We start from the raw sequence: 21295 nt of genomic DNA on the forward strand, positions 1-21295 counted from the left end.
CCAGCTTTGGTGGGTAAAATGTATTCTAAGATACATTTCTCAAGAGCGAGGGGGTGGAACGAACCACAAAGACACAAAGGACACAAAGATCGATCGATCCTATGTCAATTAAACTTATCACACAGAACCTAGAAGAGCCCAAATCCGTTTTTAATAGTGTGATTAACTCTCAAGTTATCAATTGTTTCTCCCTGCTCCCTTCTCCCCACACCCCACACCCCACACCCTACCCCCACGAAAAACTTTTTCAGCAGACCCTAATTAAAAAAAGGAGTCAAAGACTTGACTCCTTTAGTTATATGGATGATTTAGCTAAAACTAAACCTCTTGTTTACGAGTGCTAAGATCACCCAATTTTTGGAATAAACCGAATTCCACTTGTTCTTCCAGATCTGGATCGACCCCGGCGAATACGTCGCGGTAGATGGTACGAGAACCGTGCCAGATATGACCGAAGAAGAATAGTAAAGCAAAGACAGCATGACCGAAAGTAAACCAACCTCTTGGAGAAGTGCGGAATACCCCGTCAGACTTCAGGGTTTCGGTGTCAAACTCGAAAGCTTCACCGAGTTGCGCTCTACGCGCAAATTTCTTCACATCAGCAGGATCGCTGAACACCTGACCATCGAGAGAGCCACCGTAGAAAGAAACGGTAACACCACTTTGTTCAATACTCAGTTTCGATTCCGCACGACGGAAGGGAATATCAGCGCGAACGATACCTTCCGAGTCAGTCAGGACAACGGGGAAGGTTTCAAAGAAGTTAGGCATCCGACGCACGCTAAGGACGCGACCTTCGCCATCTTTGAAAACAGGGTGTCCTAACCAAGATTTAGCGATACCGTCACCGCTATCCATGGCACCAGTACGGAATAAACCACCTTTAGCGGGGCTATTACCGACATAATCATAGAAAGCCAGTTTTTCGGGGATTGCTTGGTAAGCTTCGGCGATGGTGGCTCCATTGGCGATGCTGGCCTCGACGCGACGCTCAATTTCTTCTTGGAAATAGCCTTTATCCCATTGGTAACGGGTCGGGCCAAAGAGTTCGATCGGGGTGGTAGCATTACCGTACCACATGGTTCCAGCCACGACGAAAGCGGCAAAGAAAACAGCGGCGATACTGCTAGAAAGCACCGTTTCGATATTACCCATTCTCAGGGCTTTATAGAGTCTTTCGGGGGGACGAACGGTTAAATGGAATAAACCGGCGATAATCCCGACGATACCCGCAGCAATGTGGTGAGCTACCACACCCCCGGGGTTAAAGGGGTTAAAACCAGCCGGTCCCCATTCGGGAGCTACGGGCTGCACATGACCAGTTAAACCGTAGGCATCGGAAACCCACATCCCGGGACCCCAAAGGCCTGTTTGATGGAAAGCACCGAAACCAAAGCAAAGTAAACCGGATAAGAACAGGTGAATACCGAACATTTTCGGCAAATCGAGGGCAGATTCGCCCGTGCGGGGATCGACGAATAATTCTAAATCCCAGAAAACCCAGTGCCAAACGGCCGCTAGGAATAGCAGACCGGATAAGACGATATGAGCGGCGGCAACGCCTTCAAAAGACCAGAAACCAGGGTCAACACCAGTTTCGCCGGTGACGCTCCAGCCACCCCAAGAACCGGTGACACCTAAACGGGCCATGAAGGGCAGCACGAACATTCCTTGCCGCCACATCGGGTTTAATACGGGGTCACTGGGGTCGAAAATAGCAAGCTCATAGAGGGCCATGGAGCCAGCCCAACCCGCTACCAGTGCGGTGTGCATCAGGTGAACGGAAATTAAACGGCCCGGGTCGTTGAGAACGACTGTGTGTACTCGATACCAAGGTAGTCCCATTGACTACGCTCCTCCTATTGACAATTTAGTGTCCACTTAGACGCTTTTTATATTCAGGGTCAAAATATAAGCCCAACACTCTCGACGGTTAAGTACAAGAGTTAGCCGACCTACATTATCCCTTGAAAAGTGTATCTATTCTAAAGAAGTGTAACTATTGTTAGAACAGATTTCAAGTCTTTGCGATCGATCTTCCGCCAGAATATTCCAGATCAGGGTGTGGGGTGTGGAAATTATGAATTATAAATTATGAATTATAAATTGGGGAGTGGGGAGAAAAAGGCTGCGTCCTAACTCCTGACTCCTGACTCCTGATCACTGATAACTGATAACTGATCACTGATAACTGATTACTTCCTCAGTAGTTCTTCGGCATTTTGCAGGATTTCGAGGACTTGTTCGGCACTAATCAAGCGTTTTAGCACCACTTGCCCGATGGTGGGGACAGTATCGGCAATTTCTGCACTCTTGGGGGCAACTTCCACCATAATCACAGCTTCTTCCACCTTATAAAGCCATAAAACCTGTTCTCCCTCTAAAATACCGATATTTAATCGCTCTATCTGCGGTGGTCGTCGCCAACTACTCGCATGGTCCCACAAACCGCCAAATTCCCACACCCGTCCTATTGTCCAACCTGCCGTTAAGAAAAAATATTTCACTTTGTTACTCAATCTAGAATCAATCTCTAGCTTTCTGGCTTAATTAGTTTTCAGCCGTCAAATTTTATCAGCTTTTTAGCCCTCAGCCATCAGCCAGAAAAGACAATAGGCAATAGGCAAAAGACAAAAGTCAGCTTTGTTCTCCCTGCTCCCCGCTCGTCAATTCATAATTTATAATTCATAATTCCCACTCCTGTCTCCTATGACGGCTAATAGCTAGTCAACGTCCCGTTAATTTCACCACCCCAATGCCCCCAAAGTATAGACCCAAGACCGCCCCTGCTAACAGGGATTGGGTGAGAGGATCTGTGGAAGGGGTTAAAATCGCGCCTAAAATCACCGCCCCCAAAACCACGAAACGCCAACCCGATAACATCGTTTGCGAGGAAATAATGCCTAAAAAGCTCAAAATCAATTGAATAACGGGAATTTGAAAGGCGATGCCGGTACTAAACAGCAAAAGTAAGACAAATTCAAAATAGCGCTCGATCGACCAAGCTTGTTCGACCACTTCCGCCCCATAATTGACAAAAAAGTTTAAAGCGGCGGGAATCAGGGCAATATAGGCAAAAAATAAACCAGCAAAAAATAAAACACTCGATCCTAAGACTACCGGGACAATTAAACGCCGTTCGCGACGGGTTAACCCCGGCAGCACAAAGAGGATAATTTGTAAGAGAATAACGGGACTAGCCACCAGTATGCCGCTATATCCAGCTACTTTTAGGGAGACGAAAAAAAATTCCCCCGGAGCTAACTGCAAAAATTTTACCCCTTGGGCGGGAACTTCCAGCACTTGTACTAGGGGTTTAACGAAGATAAAACATCCCACCGCACCCACAGCCACGGCAATTAAACTATAAAAAATCCGCCGCCGCAACTCCTCCAAGTGGTCAAATAAGGACATTTCCACTTCTCCGGGTAACTCATCGAGGAATTCAGGACTGTCTGGGGGTGGGGTTTTTACTTCTGTCGATGACATGGCTTTGGCTCGATCGTTCTCTACTCAAGCCTTTATCCTAGCATTGATAACCCTTAGCTATCAGCCGTCAGCTATCAGAATCATTCCAACACCGTCGGGTTTGCTCGGTGACAGGTTGCCAATCGAGTTTGAATTAAGTGGAAAATTCTCCCTGATAGCGATCGCACTATTCTCAGGGTTCAGGTGGAATCTGTAACTGCAAGTCTTCAATCAGTGACGGGATTTCAGCCTGAACCACATCCCATACAATATTGAGGTTGACATCATCATACTCATGTACTAACCGATTTCTCATTCCATTGATTTCTTGCCAAGCAATGTTGGGAAAGATCTGGCGGGTTGTTTCGGAAACTCGTCTGGCTGCTTCGGCAATCACCAATAGCCGTCGAATGACTGAATCTTGAAGCTGCACATTGGCGACGAACTCAGCTTTTGAGCATTGAGCCGTGTAGGTTATGATCAGTTCTGCGGATTGCAGCATATCAAGCAGGAATTGAAGATCCCGTTGCATAAATCACCTGAGCAGAGGAAAGAATTTCGTGGCGGCGTAAATAGTTACGGCTAGTTTCAATACCTTGGCGGGTAATCAGATCAATGTCTCGGTGAAACATCGTTTTTAACTCTGCTTCCATCTGATCCAGGCTGCTGAAGGTGGGATGTGCCTCTGGGTGAAACTGCACCATAATATCAATATCGCTGTCGGGGCGAAAGTCATCGCGCAGGACAGAGCCGAAAAGGGCAAATTCGGTCACTTGCCAGCGTTGGCAGAAATCAGCAATTTTTTCCGTCGGCAGATCGATCGCACCTCTCAAGCGGGCGACTGCCGCTGCCTCGGCTAAATCCATTGCTTGTTGGTGAAACGTTTGAATCTGGCTCATTGAAGTAAGGCTCCTCCAGGATTCTGTTTTGTGCTAACGACAGAGATCGGGCGACTGAACTCCACCACAATGATATAGGCTGGCAACCCTTCTGGGTCAGATGCACCAGTTTGTTCGATTTTCTGCTTGACTCTGGCATTAATTTTACTGCGATTGCCGTTATTGCCCCACAGAAACTAGAGGCTCAATTTTACCTTAAATGTCGGCTTGAAGGAACCCTCGGTTTTACCTCGGAGATGAAAGGTTACGCCAATATAAAACAGCACTTCGACAGGCTCAGTGTCCACACTTCAACACATTTCGACACCCTCAATGTAAAGGCTCAGTGACACGAAGCACAGCTAAAAATAAGCGACCCTGTTGCAACTTTTGCCCCTCTATTTTAACCTAAAAATTGGGAATCTTCGCTAACATTCCTCAACTGGTCCCACCAGAGCGGCATCGCACTTTAACCCACAGTTTCAATAAATGTGCATGGTGCGTTCCCCAAAATCGATCAGTAGAGCAGTAGGACTTGCATTAGGGAACGCACCCTACAGCTGGGGGAACGAAAGCCAAAACGATGGACGGCACGATGTCCAATGCGAATACCAAATATTTGTGCATCAGGAAAACGTATTAACAGTTGTTTAGCAGCTGTTAGGCTGTCATCAGCCACTTCAAAAGCCCCTGTTTCGATGTCTATTGCTACAATCTTCCCATGATTCCCTTCCTCGATTTGGGAGCGTACCTGAGACTCATAGACTTCGTGTCCACGTCGGGCAAATTCTTCTTTGCTGTAGCGGGGTTGTCGAACTGTCATTGAAGCGACCCTGTGGCAACTTTTGCCCCTCTATTTTAACCTAAAAATTGGGAATCTTCGCTAACATTCCTCAACTGGTCCCACCAGAGCGGCATCGCACTTTAACCCACAGTTTCAATAAATGTGCATGGTGCGTTCCCCAAAATCGATCGGTGGAGCAGTGGGAGTCACATTAGGGAACGCACCCTACAGCTTGGCTTTGCTAAAACCAATCCATAGGATAGATAAGTTAAATAATTCTTCGAGAAGCTCACTGTAAGATCGCTAAAGGAATTTTTTAAATTAATCAATTTCAATCATATTACTTACTTGCTCTTGGGTAGCAGAGCCGTCAAGTAACTGTTCAAAGAATTGATTTAGCGACACGTCAATATTAGCTCTTCTGGATCGAATTGGATTTTGCTCTAATTTCTCGCATAGTCTTTTAGATTGAGTATGAGCATGAGAACCTTGCTCAACAAAGTGAGGATCAATTTCACGAAAAGTAAGTAGATAAATTAGAGAAATTAGTGCATCTCTTAGATAATCGCGATCTCTAGAAACATTTAATGTAAGGCAATGGCTTAATATCTTTATGAAGTGCTGACTAAAAACTTCGAGCGATAAGCAATCACTCTCAGGGTTTGCATACCACAATAGTATCCTTGCGTATCCCCAAATGTAATCATCTACTTTATAAAATTCTCTTTGATGATATTGAGATATTATATTAAATAAATCCCAAAAAGCTTTTCTTCTTTGATTAGTACATGACATTCTAGCAATATTTTGTAGGTGAATACTATAGATATGGCGAATATTTCTTGGTAGTAAATTTCCATAATAAATTTGATCTGGATAATACAGAAAATCTAGATTCAGACAATTTGAAAACGCAAAACTTTTCCCTAAAATCTGAAATATGTTTTTATAAATATCTCTATAATCTCTAGACATTAAAGATTGTCTTACAACATGATTAGATTTTATATTTTCCAGAAACTCGTTTATTCTCTTGTCAATTTTTTCATAATTTTTGGTAAAATCTTCTAGATTATGATTTTTATCTTGGTCATCTATTACATACACATCTAATCCATTGTTGCTTTCGTTCTCAATATTGCTATAGTTATTAATAAGATTTAGAAAAGAGCGAGTAACCGAAATTAGAGAATCAATATTATTTTGGCTTGCTGTATCTGTAATATATTCATTTATTGTTCGAGTAAAATATGATAAAGTTATTGGAATTTGAATATCCTGTGTTTTAAGAATATTAATGAATCTTTGTGATTTGTTGTTGCGAAATGTCAGAATTGCTTGTATTGAAATAAAGCCTAATGTATCTGAGATTGCGAGTTCTTCACGATCAATTAATTTAGAATCAAGTATCCGATCATAATTATCTAATATTTCTAACTTGGGCATAAGACCTGGCTTGAGGCGAAAGCGAATTTTTATGTCTAGATTAGGAGTCTGACCAAGGTATTGATTTTCAATTTTGTAAATTTGCTCTACACCTGTTTCGTTATCTAAAAACGGCTCGTCATTAATCCGAAATGGTAGAGTTACATCCTTAGTTCTTAGTGGGAAATTCTCTTCTAATTTTCCATCTTTTAGGTATTGACCATATATAGTAGCTTCTTGTTCTCCTTCATAACAGGTTTCTTCTGGCAGACGAATTTCGATCTCTTCACCTGCTCTTCTTACAAAGAAACTAATACGATCTAAATGTTGTCCATATAATGCGAAGTTATTCCCTAGCTTTCGTTGCCAGATTTTGGAGAAATTATTGACACTAAGATCTAAGACCAGTAAGTTTTCGTGAAATTGTTGCTCTAATACTCTTTTAACGCTGGGCAGTTTCGCATAACTACTGAGTAAAACAAAGTGATAGTTTGGGGTTTCACTGATAACTTTTTTTAGATCTGCGATAGGAAAGTGGCGATAAATTATACCCTCAAGATCTATTCGAGATAGATTATAGGAATAGAAACGATGATTAATTTCTATAATCAAAGAAATATACTCGGAAGAAGTAAATTCGATAACCTTATTTTGGAAAAGATTAATTTTTTTGATGTAGTTGGCAACTTCTAAAAGATTATTTGGATTAAGTTTTAAGTCTTGGACGATTTGTTTAGCGATCGCTAAACAAATCGAATTGTATATTTTCTCGTAAGACTGAGATAGTTTGAGAGCATCATATTTTTTAATCGATCGCGTATCAATAATCGGAATAGGATAGGGAGCGTTACCGTAATTTTGAAATGTGAGGGGAGTAATTTCGGATGGGGTAAAGCTATCGAAATCGTAAATAACTAATGGTTTATCTGAGTGAGTAAATTGCTGTAGTTGTTCTACATAACTCCAGTAGCGATAGACATTGGCATAGATATAACGGGATTGAAGCGATCGCAAAACCAGTGAATTTGCTTCTCTAACAATAAATATTTGGTCTGAGGAATTATCGGGCAATGTTAGACCGATATTTTGTTGTGGTAATTGACTCTTGCGCGGGGTGAGAATTGTGGGTTGAGCGATCGTGATTGCGGGAATTGGTAAAAATGACTGAGATTGGTGACGGTTACAAAAATCTCGATACGCTAAAGGCAAACCGTTTGGATTGGGAATTAAATTGGCGGGATCTTCTGCAAATAAATGGGCGTATTGGCAGCATTCAAGATAGGATTCAAGATTGATTAGCTTAGTCATGGTTTTAGCGTAGGTTTTGAGTTTGTTGAGTGATCAGTTTAATTTCTTGAGGATCGGTAGTTTTGTAAGTTAAATCTAGTAGTGGATGGGGACGAAATGCAAAATCTTGGGAACCGATATAAGCCACTTGAGAGCCAATGATAATGATTTTGGCATGAAGATTGGGGATTCGCCTAGCTTGTAAGGTTGTAGCATTGTAACTTCCGTAAAAAATGCGATTGTGAGGGTTAGTCAGCAAATTAAGCTGTGGTGATAGCGGTTGAAAGTTTCTTGTGTATATGCGAACTTCTTGTCCAGTAAATTTTTTGAGTGATTTGGATAGATCCTGTTTAAAAGTATGGTGATCGAGAAAGCGATCGCTCTGAGGTGGAGAACCGCTAATGGTTTCAAGACTTTCGTTACAAAAGCCATTAGGTGAAGGTATAGATTGAGATGTGGTTTGGTGCGTCCATAGGTAGCGAAAATATTCAACAAGAAACTGATGTTCTGATGTATTCTGCCATAGCATTCCTGCTTCTCCGTTGCGTTCGAGACTACCTCCTGTCAGGTTACAGGAACCCAGATAAGCTGATTGTTCGCTAATGTAAGTTTTGATGTGGAAGTTACCACTTCTAAAACCTAAGCCAGCTTTTCTCAACATTGCTAAACACTGGCGCTTTTTGAGATCCGAATTAGCATAATCTGGATCGCTGACTCTTTGACCATCCATATTACTATCGACTCGATCTTGCACCTCATTACTAAAATCTGTGAGAATCCAAATAGGGATTTGTTTTGATTTTTCGGCAATCATTTGTAGGATCGCTTGATCTTCAAGGCGATAACTACAAATCAAGAGAAACTTCTGAGCTTTAGTAATTAATTCTTCTAAAGTTTGACGATGAATACCTCTACCAATTTTTATGTCTGTTTTAGCTGGGATATTTGTGATAGTTAAATTAGGAATGCGATCGCTAATAATTACTGGTTCAGGATATTGAACACGATACTCATTAACAAGCCTTTGAACAGTTTCCGTAATGTCATCCCTAGGAAAATTATTTTCAGACTCATTGCGGAGAATATAAATTGCTCTCTGTAAAGCCTGATCTAGCTCCTTAGGTTGCAGCCATGCCGTACAATCATTAGGCAATGGAATAGCAAATAGTTCAGGATTGTTACTGCGAAGTGCAAGATTTAGAACTTCTAGGGGGTGATTTTGTCTAAATTGTCGTAAGTTATTAATGGCTTCAGTTCGGACATTTTGGATTACTGGATTAGAGACATCTTTGAGTAGAATCTGATAAGTCCCTTCACAACGATCGCCAAAATCGTTAGGAATTTGTGGATCGTCAGGTTCTAGGTTACTGGTTAGCTGTGTATTGACAAAGCGGTATAGGAATTGCTGCGATCCCAAACTATTGGGATTTTGAAGCAAGGGGCGTAAAGTTTGATCGGCAAGTAGAGGTATTCGCCCTGACGTTTGCTGCATCAGATGAGTAACAGCATTAATGGGTAAGAAATTGAGCCCGAAGGATTGATGAACTGCGGGTAAGTGATAGCGTTTTTGGTCGGTAGCGATCGCCCGACAATCTGTCAATAGATTGGCTAACGATGTTTGAGCAACTGTGCGCCCATCATCAGCGAGACGTTCGTAATAACCTGTAACTTCCCAAAAGATTTGCATCATTTAACCCTCCTTAATTGCAATATCTCGTACAAAGTGGAAATCAGAGCCTAGAGCATCAAAGGTATTTTGATAATATTCCCAATCACCAATTATGGTAATTTTATCCCTAGCTCTCGTTAAAGCTAAACGTATATCTGTTAAATTAGGCTGGCTTGATTCAGATTTATCACAAACAATCCATAAAGTTTGACATTCTTTTCCTGTCCAATCTTGAACAGTGCTAATATTCGAGTGGGACAAATAGGGGATTTGTTGTAGGCGATCGCGTAGCTCTGATGAAAAAGTGAGAACACTAGACTGTTGATCAGGAAAGCTTTCTAGGGATTGCTGTAATAAATTAGGTATTTGTTCAGCAGTTTTGATCTTGAGCCAATTTAAACGATGTTCTCCTTGAGATAGTGGACTGTGCTTGTGACTGGATGGTGAGTAGGGCATTGGTTGCATAGGATATAATCCAGGAAAAATCTTGCGAGCTAAATCTGGATGAAGTCGATGATTTTCGGCTAGTTGTAACCGATAGGCAGGGGATAGACTTTGAAATAGTCTGCTGAATAGATTTCTGGGTTCTGTTAATTCTCCAAGTAATACGATTTTCTTAGTGCGGGTAGCGATCGCTTGCAATGTTGAGTCATTAAGATAGTGACTATCTTCAACAATGACTAAATCAAAAGTTCGCTCTCCTAAAATCGCTAATTGATTGCTCAGACATAATATCGGTGCTTTGATATGAGGTAAAGCCGCATCAAGGATTTGCTCAATGGCATGATCCGACAGCGTTGTATAGTCTTGATGCAGACGCTCTCTTTGTTCCAATAAAGTTTCTGATTTGCTTAGTCGATAGACTAAAAGCTCTTGCCGTTTTGGATGAATATTAGGAAATATTTCGGCGACTGCTTGGGTTAGTTTTTGGATTTTTGCTAATGAATCTTCTTCACGAAGTAACCTTAGCCAAAATTGGCGATCACTCTTTATTTGTAATTCTTCAAAGAGCGAATCTTCTAGCCAATTGGGAGGTAAAAAATCTAGTTTAGGTTTAGCGACTTGTTGCCTGAGCCATGTCTTCACATTTTGGCGATAGTCACGATCGCTGGAAATTTGTAAAGGTGGTAAAGGAAGGTTTTCGTAACGATTGAAAGTACTGGCAAAGGGAACAACAACTAAAGTAGATCGTTGATGGGCGATCGCAGTTTCCAGAGATGCTAATGCAATTTCCGTTTTGCCACTGGCGGGTGTACCTGCGATCGCTACTAGAGGAGCATTAGACAAGGCAAGTTCTACTGCTTCTCTTTGCTTCTTACGAAAGGGAAAAGAACTCATAGAATCAGGTAGATTTAATTCAGCGCGTTCTCGAATAAATCTACTTGGCTCACTCAGTACAGTTGTGATTACTTGAAGGACTAAACTCATGTTATCCATCCCCCAAAAGCTTCACAGAATTGATTAGTTAAAAATGTCATTCCTTCTTCAAGACTTTCATCAATAGGATTGGGTAATTTCCATATTTTTATCTGACTATTGCTTGCCGTTGTATCATTAATTACAGAAAAATTTTCATATAGATAAAGGCAAATTACCTCCGGTTGATCCCGTGCCATTGATTTTAAAATTGCATTGCTTGGCTTATACCAAAAAATCCAGATTGGCAATGGCAATTCATAGTGCTTTGGTCTTTCTAATAAATTTGTAGTAAAGAATTGCATCTTTACTTTTAGTTCTAAATCCCCTGACTTGGGGTTAGTCGGGTGAATAATTTCAAAAGTAAAAGCCGCCGTTTGTAATATGCAATCAATGATTAGTGGTGAATCCATCAATAAATACCGACCATAGTTTGGCACACCTGAAACATTTACCGCTGCAGTAGGACGAATATAACTTCCCTCAATATTTAACAGCGCCGCAACTAATAGAACTGTTACCACATCTACTAACAGTCCTTGACGGAAGCCCCAAATATTTTCTTTTTCACTTCGCCGCTTTAAATAATCGAGATAGGCTTGATAGAAGCTGCGATAGATGGGATTTTGTTGTAAGACATAGTTAGGTTTGATTGCGAAAACATCGGTACGGGGAATAGTTTGTACGCTTGGCTCTTGACGAAAGCGATCGATAGCTCTTTCTAAACGTTCAGCCTCTCCTATTCCTTTATATTCTCCACATTCGCGATGTAATAGATTGCAAAAACCTTTAAGAAAGCGATTTTCGGGGGTATTAAAGTTTTGATAGCGCTGAATTCCCATTAGCTCTTGTCTTGCCCCTGCTTTTTCGAGCGCATCATGTCCAGGTCGGCGGACATAATCTCTTAAACAGTAAGCATCCATTTCCTGAATGCGTCCAAGGGGGATCATTTCTGCTTTGCGATTGAGTTGCGATCGCAATTTTGGCGCAATTATTTCTAATTTATGACGTAGTTCATAGCGACGGTTGAGAGCAAGCACTAACGGTAATTGTGCATCTTCTTGACTTAAATTAACTAAAATTTGTGGAATATTAATTAAAAAGCATGGGGATTGTGAACTATGTTTATCCTCTCCCAACAAAGCATCAAATAGCCCGATAAATAGAGCGATCGTATCGGCTGTTATGTGATCATATCGTTTATCAAGCTCTTTTCTTAATTCCTCAACTTCGTTTTCATCATTACTAATTTGTGTCGCATCTAATACTTCATCTGCTAGATTTAACTCAACTATTGATCCTGTTTTTATCTCAATATTAAGCTTCTGAGCAATTGCCTTTTGTTGTTCCCAGTCTGTAATTTGCACCCAAGGAAAGCCAATTTCATAAACCCTAGGTTGTCGTTGCATCAAAATTGGATATTGTTTGGTAATCTCTTCGTCATCTTCCAATACTAAAAAAGGGCGATCGCTTCCGCGCAATTGAGGTAATCCATTTAAATAGGGCTTATCTTGCAAATAGTCGGTAAGGGTAGCGTAAATTAACATTGGTTGATGACCTCGATTGTTGCAAATTGATTTTTGTAAATTCAACCTCAATCTTGGGGATACACCATACCTTTCCATTGGAATTGTCCATACTGCCCCTCACGCGCTTTCTTAAAAGCTCGATTGAGTGGCTCATCATTAAGTTGCGACAGTAGAGATTCCATCTTATCCAATGCTTCTTTTACATTTTTTTCTTCAACCATTACCCCGCGTAGTTTTGGTAAAAGCTTCTGGCCAAATTGGTCGGCGATCGCCTGATTACGAACCTCATTGCGATCGACATTAGGATAATTACAAACATATTTGGTAAATGCCTGAAACACCCGATGAGCAAAAGGACGACCTAATGATTCCATAATGTCATTGGCTTCATCTACATAGTGTTTAACTTTTTCGACTAAATCAGGGCTTGGCTCTTTTGTCCATCCCTGAAAAGCATCCCAAGGTAAATACTCGGTGGGAATTGCTGGCTTACTTTGCTTACTACCGCGCAATTTGAGTTCAGGGGGACGACCAAATGTCAGCACGTTGGCACGGTCTAACACTTTATCAGAAAGCATTTGCGTAGTTTCATCTTCATTCATTGTGCCAATAAATAAAAATTCTTCAGGAATGAGAACTTGCTTTTGGTGATCCTCTAGCTTTAAACTCCCTGCTTCTAAATCTAGATAAGTCCTCTTATTTCTTCTTGTTTCCAATTTAGAAAGAAAGTCGCTGAAGTAATATTCAACCCTTGCTAAATTCATCTCATCCAACAAAACCAAAACTATTCTTCCCTTCAACTTCTGATGTCGCTGGTGTTGATATAGATACTTCATCAAATCTGTTGGTTTATATTTCTTCTCAATGTAGTTATAGAAACCTTGCAAATCTTGTGGCGAGTCCCATCGCGGCTGCACAGGCAGCATAACCAGAGGCGCACCCACAAACTCAGCATAAGCTTGGGGCAATTCACTCTTACCCGTACCGCTAATCCCCGCCAAAATCACCAAGGCAGAAATATCCTGTACCTTCAAAGAAGTATGGAAAGCATTAACGATACGTTTAGGGAAAATCAAACCCTTGTCGCTCAAGTATTTTCTAAAGGCTGCTAAAAATTCGTTCTCACTAGCAAAGTTGCGCGACTGGTTTGCCTCTAGTTTAATGGGCATTTCTAGGGCTTGAAAGGCTTGTTTTATACCAGTTTCAATTTCTTCAAGTTCTCCCTTAGCTTTGCGGATTTCCTCTTGAATTCTCCTTAGTTCTTGAGACTTACGAGAGATTTCATCCTCTAACAAACCTTTTTCAGAATTTAATTGTTCGATTTCACGTTTTAAGCTGTTTAATTGAGAAAGTTTGATACGCAAGTCTGCTTTTAGTTTTTCGATTTCTACCCGCAGTCCATCAACCTGCTGGGCCTTTGCCTCCATTGTGCCGATTTCTGCCAAAATGCGATCGCGCTCTTGTTCAAGCCGAGGAATTTCTGCCTGTAAATGCTGCTGTTTAGTTTCTAGATTTTGAGCATCTGTACGCAGAGCGTCATAGGTACTACGGAAAAGTTCTAACTCTGCCGCTTGCTGATTGAGTTCGCGTAATCGTTCAGTCAGTCTTTTGACCTCTTCTTGCTTCTGCAAAAACTGCGAAGTCACCTCTTGCAAACCATCGCGTTGCTTTTCCCGTTCCGCAATCTGATCAATGACTGCCTGTAAACGCCCTTTATTTCCATCAATCTGTGTTTTTAATTCACCAATTTTCTGCTGACGTTGTTCCAACTCTTCTAGATTAGGGGGATTTTGCTGAACTAGCCTCACCCTTTCTTGTAAATCTTCTTCCTGTTGTTGAAGTTCGCTGACGTTTTGTCGCAATAATTCTCGTTGCCGTTGCAAATATTCTAGCTCTGCCCCAAAAGGTAAAGCTCGTTTTTGTCTTTCAATATCTTGCTTTAGCCGATCGCGTTCCTGTTCAAGCTTACCTTGTTTACTAGACTGTGACTGTATCAGCAAAGCAGATGTCGCAAAACCACTTGCCCCAGTTGCGATCGCTGCCACACCAGACTGAAGCCCCGAACCCCCAGATGCAATCACGACACCGCCAACAACAACGCCCGCAGCGATCGAAGGAATGTGAGATAACAATAGATTCACAGATCTTACTGATATTTTTTCTGAAACCAATTATACCAGTTCTTACTTATATTTGATGAAATATGTAGGCATAACGACCAAGCTCACCGGCGGCAATGGAGCGCAGCGGAATTGCCGTCCGAGTGCAGCGCCTTGTTAGCCCGGTTTTCTACATTCAACACCGAGGCAATTATCCCACCTGCCTTTGTCTTCTACTGCATTAAAAAAAGGATCAGACGAATCACCGAAGAAGGCCCTTCTTATCTCAATGAAGCCGGCATCTTTAAGCTCTGCCGCAATAGACTTGTAGTCCCACATCCAAAGGTGCTGCGAATTTCCAAGCCAAGTGGTAATAATGCTTTTAAGTCCTCTCGCTCGACTTTCATGACCAAGGTACGTTTCTCTCATGAACTCTGATGCTGCTTCAGCCGATGTATTTTTATTGTATTTAATTATTGAATGTTCGAGATCAGGCAACACAAGGCGAAAAATGCCATTTGGGCGCAAAATTTCTTTTGTATTACGTAGAGCAGCACGGAAATCGCCAAGCGAAAGATGTTCAAGAATATGAGAACAATAAACACCTGCGCATGAATCCGGCGAAACTGGCAAACCCTTTACAATGTCTCCATACTCTACATTGCTTGGGAATCGAGATTGATTTTTCGTATACAGACGACCTATGAGAGGCATTCTTTCACAGGGTAAGCGCATCTTAACAATCCTTGACAAAATGAACTTTATGTGAGTTGCTTACCCAGAGAGCGATTCAGGCATATTTGAGGAGAATTGGCTATCTCAATTGTTAAGCAAAAATCGACCAAATGTGAAGATTTCGTAACTATTCTGATTGACTGGTATCACCTGAAATGCCCACAGAGCAAGCGGATCACAAAATTGGCCAATTGTCAATAGCTTTTGAGATGCTCTCACCCTGCATTCTTTCAAAGCGCAGAGTTGGCGAAGCGTCAAAATTTCGCCATTGACTAGGCGCAGACCATCCGCAGCCATATTGAACATACTTGCTTTCGTTCATCTTCGTGGTTTCCTTATTTTGAGGGCTAACTAAATATTATAGGTCAACTTTCTGCATAACACTCTCTGGGATAACGATATGGGTCAACCTTCTGATAATATATAACTCCATTTAGGCGTGATATACAGAAGTTTTCCCCATATCACTCTCAAAAGCGTGTTAGCCAGATTAGCATATTGCCAAAAACCTTGTTGGCTCTCTTATTCTTTGTGTGATAACTTTAACTTATATAGTAGTGATCGATCTCTGTGTCCTTTGTGTCTCTGTGGTTCGTTCCACGATCGCACTGTTCGTAATTTAAATTGCTTGTTGAGACGAGGCAAGAGGCAAGAGGCAAAAGGTAACAGTAAAGCGATTGGGGGACGTTAGGCTAATCTAAGAATAAGCGGTTTAAATGCGTCTTAGCTTAATTTTGTATTTGAATTAATATATCCGTATATGTAAAACATAGAATTTTCTTCATGGTATGGTATCTTTAATTCTATTAAAATTTGTTTTAATTCATTGTAAACAGATTTATAAACATCGTTTAACAATTTTCCCCTAGTATAATAATATTTGGGATTAATTAAAATCCATTCAATAGCATAAAATGGTAGTATTCCTTCACTGTAATCTCCCAAATAATAAATTGGATCGTTGAAATCCTCTGGATATGGCAAGTCAGATAATAGGTTTTTTATTTGATATGGCGGCAGAAAGTTTAAAAGTTTTATCCTATCAATAAGTTTCATCCACTTTGTATCATTCATTACAGATACAAGTCCATTTTCAGATACTCTCATGAGGACCCTTTCTCGAATTTTATTGAATGTATTCATGGTTTTATACCTAACTACATATTATAGGTCAACTTTCTGTATAGTATTCTCCAGACTTAACGATATGGGTCAACCTTCTGTATATCACTCCATTTAGGCGCAATCATCAGAAGTCTTCCGTATGTCACCCCCAAAGAAAACTTTCTGTATAACACTCTCCAGAGTAAAGATATAGGTCAACTTTCTGCATAATACTCTATTTAGGCGCAATCGCCAGAAGTTTTCCCCATATCACCCCACACCCCCGAACATTTGTCAAGACTCCTGGGGAAAAAGCCGCGTTTGTTTACACAGCTTAATTAAGAGTTGTAACTTTTAATGAACAGGAAGGGAGTCTAGGGCTGAGAGCTTGCTATAGTGAATCCTAGCCGTTTTTTCACGGCTCGTCATTATCAAGTCAGAGCCTTTACTCGTCTTAATCATCATCCCAGAGTAAAATCAATAATCCCTATGGTCAGCACGATCCAAAAACCAGAATTCGAGGAAATCCGTCCGGGTATAAAAGTTCCCGCTAAAGAAACGATCCTCACTCCCCGCTTCTACACCACTGATTTTGAAGCGATGGCGGAAATGTCGATCGCCGCTAACGAGGAAGAACTCAAAGCGATTTTAGAGGAATTCCGTACCGATTATAACCGGCATCACTTCGTTCGCAATCAAGAATTCGATCGCTCTTGGGAGCATATTGATGGCGAAACTCGTCGCTTATTCGTGGAATTTCTGGAAAGATCCTGCACGGCTGAATTTTCTGGCTTTCTTCTCTACAAAGAACTCGGCAGACGTTTAAAAAACAGAAATCCCGTTCTCGCGGAATGCTTTAACCTCATGTCCCGGGACGAAGCGCGTCATGCTGGGTTCCTTAATAAGGCTTTATCGGATTTTAACCTCTCCCTTGACTTGGGATTTTTAACCAAAAGCCGTAACTACACCTTCTTTAAACCGAAATTTATCTTCTACGCCACCTATCTTTCCGAAAAAATCGGTTATTGGCGTTATATCACCATTTATCGTCATCTCGAACAACATCCCGAAGATCGGGTTTATCCGATTTTTAACTTCTTCGAGAATTGGTGTCAAGACGAAAACCGTCACGGGGACTTCTTCGATGCGATCATGCGTGCGCAGCCTGATATTCTTAATGATTGGCGCGCTCGTCTCTGGTGTCGTTTCTTCCTGCTTTCGGTCTTCGCTACGATGTACCTCAATGATACTCAGCGTTCTGGTTTCTACGCCATTCTCGGTTTGGACGCTCGCGAGTACGATAAGTATGTAATCGAGAAGACCAATGAAACCGCCGGCCGCGTCTTCCCGATTGTTCTTGATGTGGATAGTCCTGAATTTTATGATCGCCTAGAAATTTGTGTTCGCAATAACGAGGGATTACGGGCGATCGATAGCGAAAACAGTGCTGCACCGGTTAAATTCCTGAAGAAATTGCCTATCTTCGCCTCTAACGCTTGGCAATTCCTCAAATTGTACCTGATGAAACCGATTCGGGTCGATAAATTAGCCGGTAGCGTCCGTTAAAAAGTTTGTTTTCTTGAGACATGGTGAGGGTGGGTAAAACCACCCTTTTTTTGTCGATAAAATTCTTAAGAAAATCCTCTGACATTTCTATCCTCGCTAGACTGGATCCTAGGGGTGTTAACTAGCTTTTTACTTTTTACTTTTCACTGTCAAAAATATGGCTATTTATAGTGAATTACCCACAGGACAACGTCTCTATCTCGATAATCAGGGGCTGCAGACGATTGTAACCCTCGCTAGTGGTGCAGTGGGACAACAACAGCAGTCTAGCAGTAGTTTTGCCACGGGAGTTTGGACAAAAGAACCCCAAATAGATATAATTCCCCAAGGGGCAATTATTGAAATTATCACTGAAACCGGACCCCACAGAATCCAAATTCAAGGAAGCAGTATCGGTTTTTCCTCTCCTCATACCTCTGGAGTTTCTCAGTCCTCTCAATCGACAACCGCTACCAGTTTCTCCTCCCCACCGATGCAACCGATGCAACCGATGCAACCGATGAAAATGGGTAATATGTCGATGAATTTTACCCCCATGGAAATGCAAATGGGAGATATGAAAATGAGTATGGGAGACGCAAAAACCGTCAGTAAAACGCGATTTTGTAGTCAATGCGGGGCAAAAGTAGCAGCAACCGATCGCTTTTGTAGTAGCTGTGGTCATCAGTTACAGCAATAAAACCTGTTTAGCTAAATTGGCAAAATTCTGTTTATATTGGCTGAATTGAGCCGCTTCTAACCGGATTAACCCACAGCGAGCGCATTTTTCCCACTAAATCGCCTGTTTATCTATGTCTAACATTCTTAACACTGAAGACAAGGGAGGGAGTGTCTCCCTCCCTTCCCTGATGGGTTACACAAAAGCTAGAACCTCTGGAAGTGTGTTACAAGGGATAGTCTGGCAACGAGGTAAGACTATACAGAAACGAGAAGAGCCAAGTTATCTTTGAAACTGCTATAATTAAGTAGTCGTGCAAAATTAATTTCCTAGTGAAGATAGGCAAGAGGCAAGAGGCAAGAGGTGGTTAGATATGTGTAATTAATTTTGCTTAGGTACTTAATAGAATATCAAGAATAGTAGAATTCTATGAATGCACTAAAATACCAAACAATCATCAAAAATGGTCAACTTAGTTTACCTCCCCTCGACTTACCAGAAGGAACATTTGTCGAAGCGATTTTGTTGATTAAAGAAGCTGCTGAAATGGATGAAACGGACTATCTGCTTTCCACAGAAGCTAACCGTCAACATCTCCAAGAGGCAATAGAATCTCTGAAAAATCCTGATAGTTATATTTATGTAGATGCTGCTAACTTATGAGGAAAGTCGCCTTTCTAACCCGAAGTTTTGATTAGTTTAATTAATGGGTGATCGCAGATAAAAAAGTTTACGCTAAAATTGTCAGCCTTATTAAAGATGTTCAAAGATAGCCTTTTTCTGGATTAGGAAAACCAGAAGCATTAAAACATGAACTATCAGGATTGTGGTCACGACGCATTACAAAAGAACACCGCCTAGTTTATAGCGTGTCTGATCAAGAAATTGTTATTATTTCCTGTAAATTTCACTACTAATAATCGCCAGAAATTCCAGAAATAGCTGAGAGCAAGGCTCTTCTGGTTTTTGTGTGGAAGGAAGAAGAATAGGGATAATTTGGGTGCATCTCAATTTTGGACAAATATCTAGAGGACATTTTGGGCGCACGCGGTGCGCTCCTACCATTGGCGCAATAATATTAATAATATTATTGTAGGGGCGAATTGCATTCGCCCTCTTTGAATAACTTCTGCTGCTCACCTATAGGTGAGGGAAAGTCACAAATTTAATAGTCTTAAACACTTTAAACAGGATTTAGTATTACACAAAAGCTAGAACCTCTGGAAATGCGTTGCAAGGGAGTTCCTTGCAACGAGATAGAAATGAGAAGAACCCTTTACTGATTAATTTTTCACAAAAGTAAATTTACCATTTTTACCATCGGCATCCATTTTAATTTGTGCCACGGAGAATTTATCCTGAATGATTTCCCCTTCGGGAGTAAAAGCAATATTTCCCAGGACAGTCACATACTTACCCGCTAAGATTTCCTGATTTAATTGTTGGCGAATTTGTTCGAGGGAAAGTGTACTGAGTTTATTTTTATCATCTACCCGTTTTAAGGCCTCGACAAAAACTTGAATTCCCGTAAAAGCTTGAGCGGTAAATTGGGGCGGTGCTTTTTTATTTTCTGCTGTATAAGCGGCGACAAAATCCCGATTAATAGGATTATCTAATTCTGGGTTATAAGCTTGAGCGATGAGAATACCATCACATTGAGCTTGACAAACTGGGAAAATATTAGAAGTATTTAAACCATTGCCACCAATAATTAACCCCTGATAACCTAATTGTCGCAACTGTTTGACCAAATTGCCCCCGTCAGCAACCAAACCAGAAATAACCACTAAATCTGGTTTAATATTAATAGCGGCGGTGGCTTGGTTTTGAAAATCTGTATCGGTGGTTTGGAATTTCTGCACGGTGACAATATCAAGATTTAAACTTTTCAGGGTTTCTTGAAAAGTTTCCGTTTCCGATTTACTAAAAGCATCATTTTGGGCAAAAAAGACAGCCACTTTTTTAATCTTGGGATCGATTTTTAAAGCGGTTTTAATCGCATTGGGAGCAACCACAGCCACAGGAGCAGACACCCTACCCACATATTCACCGATCTGGGGGATACCTTTAGCCGTGTTAGAGGGGCCGAGAATAGGAACTTTGGCTCGATCGGCGATCGGACTAGCGGCAAAAGCTTGTTGGGACAGGGACGGACCGAGAATAGCCACCACCTTATCTTGAGTGATCAGGGTATTAATGGCGTTGATCGCCCCCTGTTCATCCCCAGCCACATCCTGCACAATAACTTTAATCGGTGTTCCATTGACCCCGCCCTTTTTATTAAAATATGTTTCAGCTATCTTGACACCGATCACCTGTTCCTGTCCCAATAGGGCGACATTGCTGGTTTGAGCCAAAGCTGCACCGATGGGAATAGCAGCAGTGGCGGCCTTTTCTGCGGGACTGGGGTTAGTTTGACTGGTGGGAGTGCCGGAATTACAGGCCACCACTAGACCAAAAGTGACTAGGGATAGTATTAAGGGGATTAATAAACGTTTTCTGAGCATCTTAACTCTCCTGAGACCGATATTGTTGATGACACTATTATTTCGCTAATCGGGTTGATTTCAGCGATAATTCTCGACGCGATCGAACCGGACTTTACCGCCTTAGAGCCTTTTCTTTCCCTTAATTTTGTCGATTAACCCCCCGTCTAACCCCCGTTTTCAGAAAAACG

18 protein-coding genes and 1 pseudogene are annotated in these 21295 nt (G+C 41.4%); 4 read left to right on the forward strand and 15 right to left on the reverse strand.

Going from position 1 to position 21295, the window contains the following annotated elements; all coding sequences use genetic code 11:
• Positions 1 to 318: 318 nt before the first annotated feature.
• The 14 genes from psbB to IM450_RS08780 form a co-directional block, all read right to left on the reverse strand.
• The gene (gene psbB, locus IM450_RS08715) at positions 319 to 1845 is read right to left on the reverse strand and encodes a photosystem II chlorophyll-binding protein CP47 (protein WP_002735904.1); all 1527 of its coding nucleotides are present in this window, start codon (positions 1843 to 1845) and stop codon (positions 319 to 321) included.
• A 350-nt stretch (positions 1846 to 2195) separates the two neighbouring features.
• Positions 2196 to 2507 (reverse strand): hypothetical protein, encoded by a 312-nt coding sequence (locus IM450_RS08720; protein WP_002749272.1) that lies wholly within the window; start codon positions 2505 to 2507, stop codon positions 2196 to 2198.
• 220 nt (positions 2508 to 2727) lie between these two features.
• A complete protein-coding gene (gene tatC, locus IM450_RS08725) occupies positions 2728 to 3489 on the reverse strand; it encodes a twin-arginine translocase subunit TatC (protein WP_002770330.1) in 762 nt (253 codons plus the stop codon).
• A gap of 172 nt (positions 3490 to 3661) precedes the next feature.
• The gene (locus tag IM450_RS08730) at positions 3662 to 4000 is read right to left on the reverse strand and encodes a HepT-like ribonuclease domain-containing protein (protein WP_185239732.1); all 339 of its coding nucleotides are present in this window, start codon (positions 3998 to 4000) and stop codon (positions 3662 to 3664) included.
• Positions 3972 to 4334: a nucleotidyltransferase family protein gene (locus IM450_RS08735; RefSeq protein ID WP_185239748.1), complete on the reverse strand. Its 363-nt coding sequence runs from the start codon at positions 4332 to 4334 to the stop codon at positions 3972 to 3974. Before IM450_RS08735 ends, IM450_RS08730 begins: the two co-directional genes overlap by 29 nt.
• A 529-nt stretch (positions 4335 to 4863) precedes the next feature.
• Positions 4864 to 5169 (reverse strand): hypothetical protein, encoded by a 306-nt coding sequence (locus tag IM450_RS08740; protein ID WP_271954435.1) that lies wholly within the window; start codon positions 5167 to 5169, stop codon positions 4864 to 4866.
• A gap of 282 nt (positions 5170 to 5451) precedes the next feature.
• Positions 5452 to 7863 (reverse strand): hypothetical protein, encoded by a 2412-nt coding sequence (locus IM450_RS08745; protein WP_287669764.1) that lies wholly within the window; start codon positions 7861 to 7863, stop codon positions 5452 to 5454.
• Positions 7864 to 7867: 4 nt separating this feature from the next.
• Positions 7868 to 9529: a phospholipase D-like domain-containing protein gene (locus IM450_RS08750; RefSeq protein WP_287669762.1), complete on the reverse strand. Its 1662-nt coding sequence runs from the start codon at positions 9527 to 9529 to the stop codon at positions 7868 to 7870.
• 3 nt (positions 9530 to 9532) lie between these two features.
• Positions 9533 to 10849 carry a hypothetical protein gene (locus IM450_RS08755; RefSeq protein WP_287669760.1) on the reverse strand — a complete coding sequence of 439 codons (1317 nt, stop codon included), beginning with the start codon at positions 10847 to 10849 and terminating at the stop codon, positions 9533 to 9535.
• An 86-nt stretch (positions 10850 to 10935) separates the two neighbouring features.
• Positions 10936 to 12474, reverse strand: coding sequence for a DUF2357 domain-containing protein (locus IM450_RS08760; protein ID WP_193957429.1), 1539 nt, complete (start codon positions 12472 to 12474; stop codon positions 10936 to 10938).
• Between the two features lie 47 nt (positions 12475 to 12521).
• Entirely contained in the window at positions 12522 to 14627 is a 2106-nt protein-coding gene (locus tag IM450_RS08765) for an AAA family ATPase (RefSeq protein WP_228008516.1), read from the reverse strand.
• Positions 14628 to 14732: 105 nt separating this feature from the next.
• Positions 14733 to 15188 (reverse strand): methyltransferase domain-containing protein, encoded by a 456-nt coding sequence (locus IM450_RS08770; RefSeq protein ID WP_287688728.1) that lies wholly within the window; start codon positions 15186 to 15188, stop codon positions 14733 to 14735.
• A 277-nt stretch (positions 15189 to 15465) separates the two neighbouring features.
• Positions 15466 to 15612, reverse strand: a complete 147-nt coding sequence (locus IM450_RS08775) for a hypothetical protein (RefSeq protein WP_193957428.1) — start codon at positions 15610 to 15612, stop codon at positions 15466 to 15468.
• 401 nt (positions 15613 to 16013) lie between these two features.
• Entirely contained in the window at positions 16014 to 16433 is a 420-nt protein-coding gene (locus IM450_RS08780; protein WP_287669755.1) for a DUF6678 family protein, read from the reverse strand.
• 450 nt (positions 16434 to 16883) lie between these two features.
• Here IM450_RS08780 and acsF point away from each other — a divergent pair, with 450 nt between their 5' ends.
• The 4 genes and pseudogenes from acsF (at position 16884) to IM450_RS08800 (ending at position 19535) form a co-directional block, all read left to right on the forward strand.
• Complete coding sequence (gene acsF, locus IM450_RS08785) at positions 16884 to 17960, forward strand: magnesium-protoporphyrin IX monomethyl ester (oxidative) cyclase (protein ID WP_002752007.1); 1077 nt, start codon at positions 16884 to 16886, stop codon at positions 17958 to 17960.
• Between the two features lie 157 nt (positions 17961 to 18117).
• The gene (locus IM450_RS08790; RefSeq protein ID WP_287669753.1) at positions 18118 to 18639 is read left to right on the forward strand and encodes a zinc ribbon domain-containing protein; all 522 of its coding nucleotides are present in this window, start codon (positions 18118 to 18120) and stop codon (positions 18637 to 18639) included.
• A gap of 408 nt (positions 18640 to 19047) precedes the next feature.
• On the forward strand, positions 19048 to 19281 hold the full coding sequence (locus IM450_RS08795; RefSeq protein WP_066030053.1) for a hypothetical protein: 234 nt from the start codon (positions 19048 to 19050) through the stop codon (positions 19279 to 19281).
• Positions 19282 to 19328: 47 nt separating this feature from the next.
• A pseudogene (locus tag IM450_RS08800) lies at positions 19329 to 19535 on the forward strand (Txe/YoeB family addiction module toxin).
• A gap of 366 nt (positions 19536 to 19901) precedes the next feature.
• Here IM450_RS08800 and IM450_RS08805 read toward each other — a convergent pair.
• Complete coding sequence (locus tag IM450_RS08805; protein WP_287669750.1) at positions 19902 to 21125, reverse strand: ABC transporter substrate-binding protein; 1224 nt, start codon at positions 21123 to 21125, stop codon at positions 19902 to 19904.
• Positions 21126 to 21295 lie beyond the last annotated feature (170 nt).

Origin of the sequence: Microcystis sp. M083S1 (genome assembly GCF_020246405.1) — a bacterium.
In the GTDB taxonomy this organism is placed as follows: Bacteria; Cyanobacteriota; Cyanobacteriia; order Cyanobacteriales; family Microcystaceae; genus Microcystis; species Microcystis aeruginosa_C.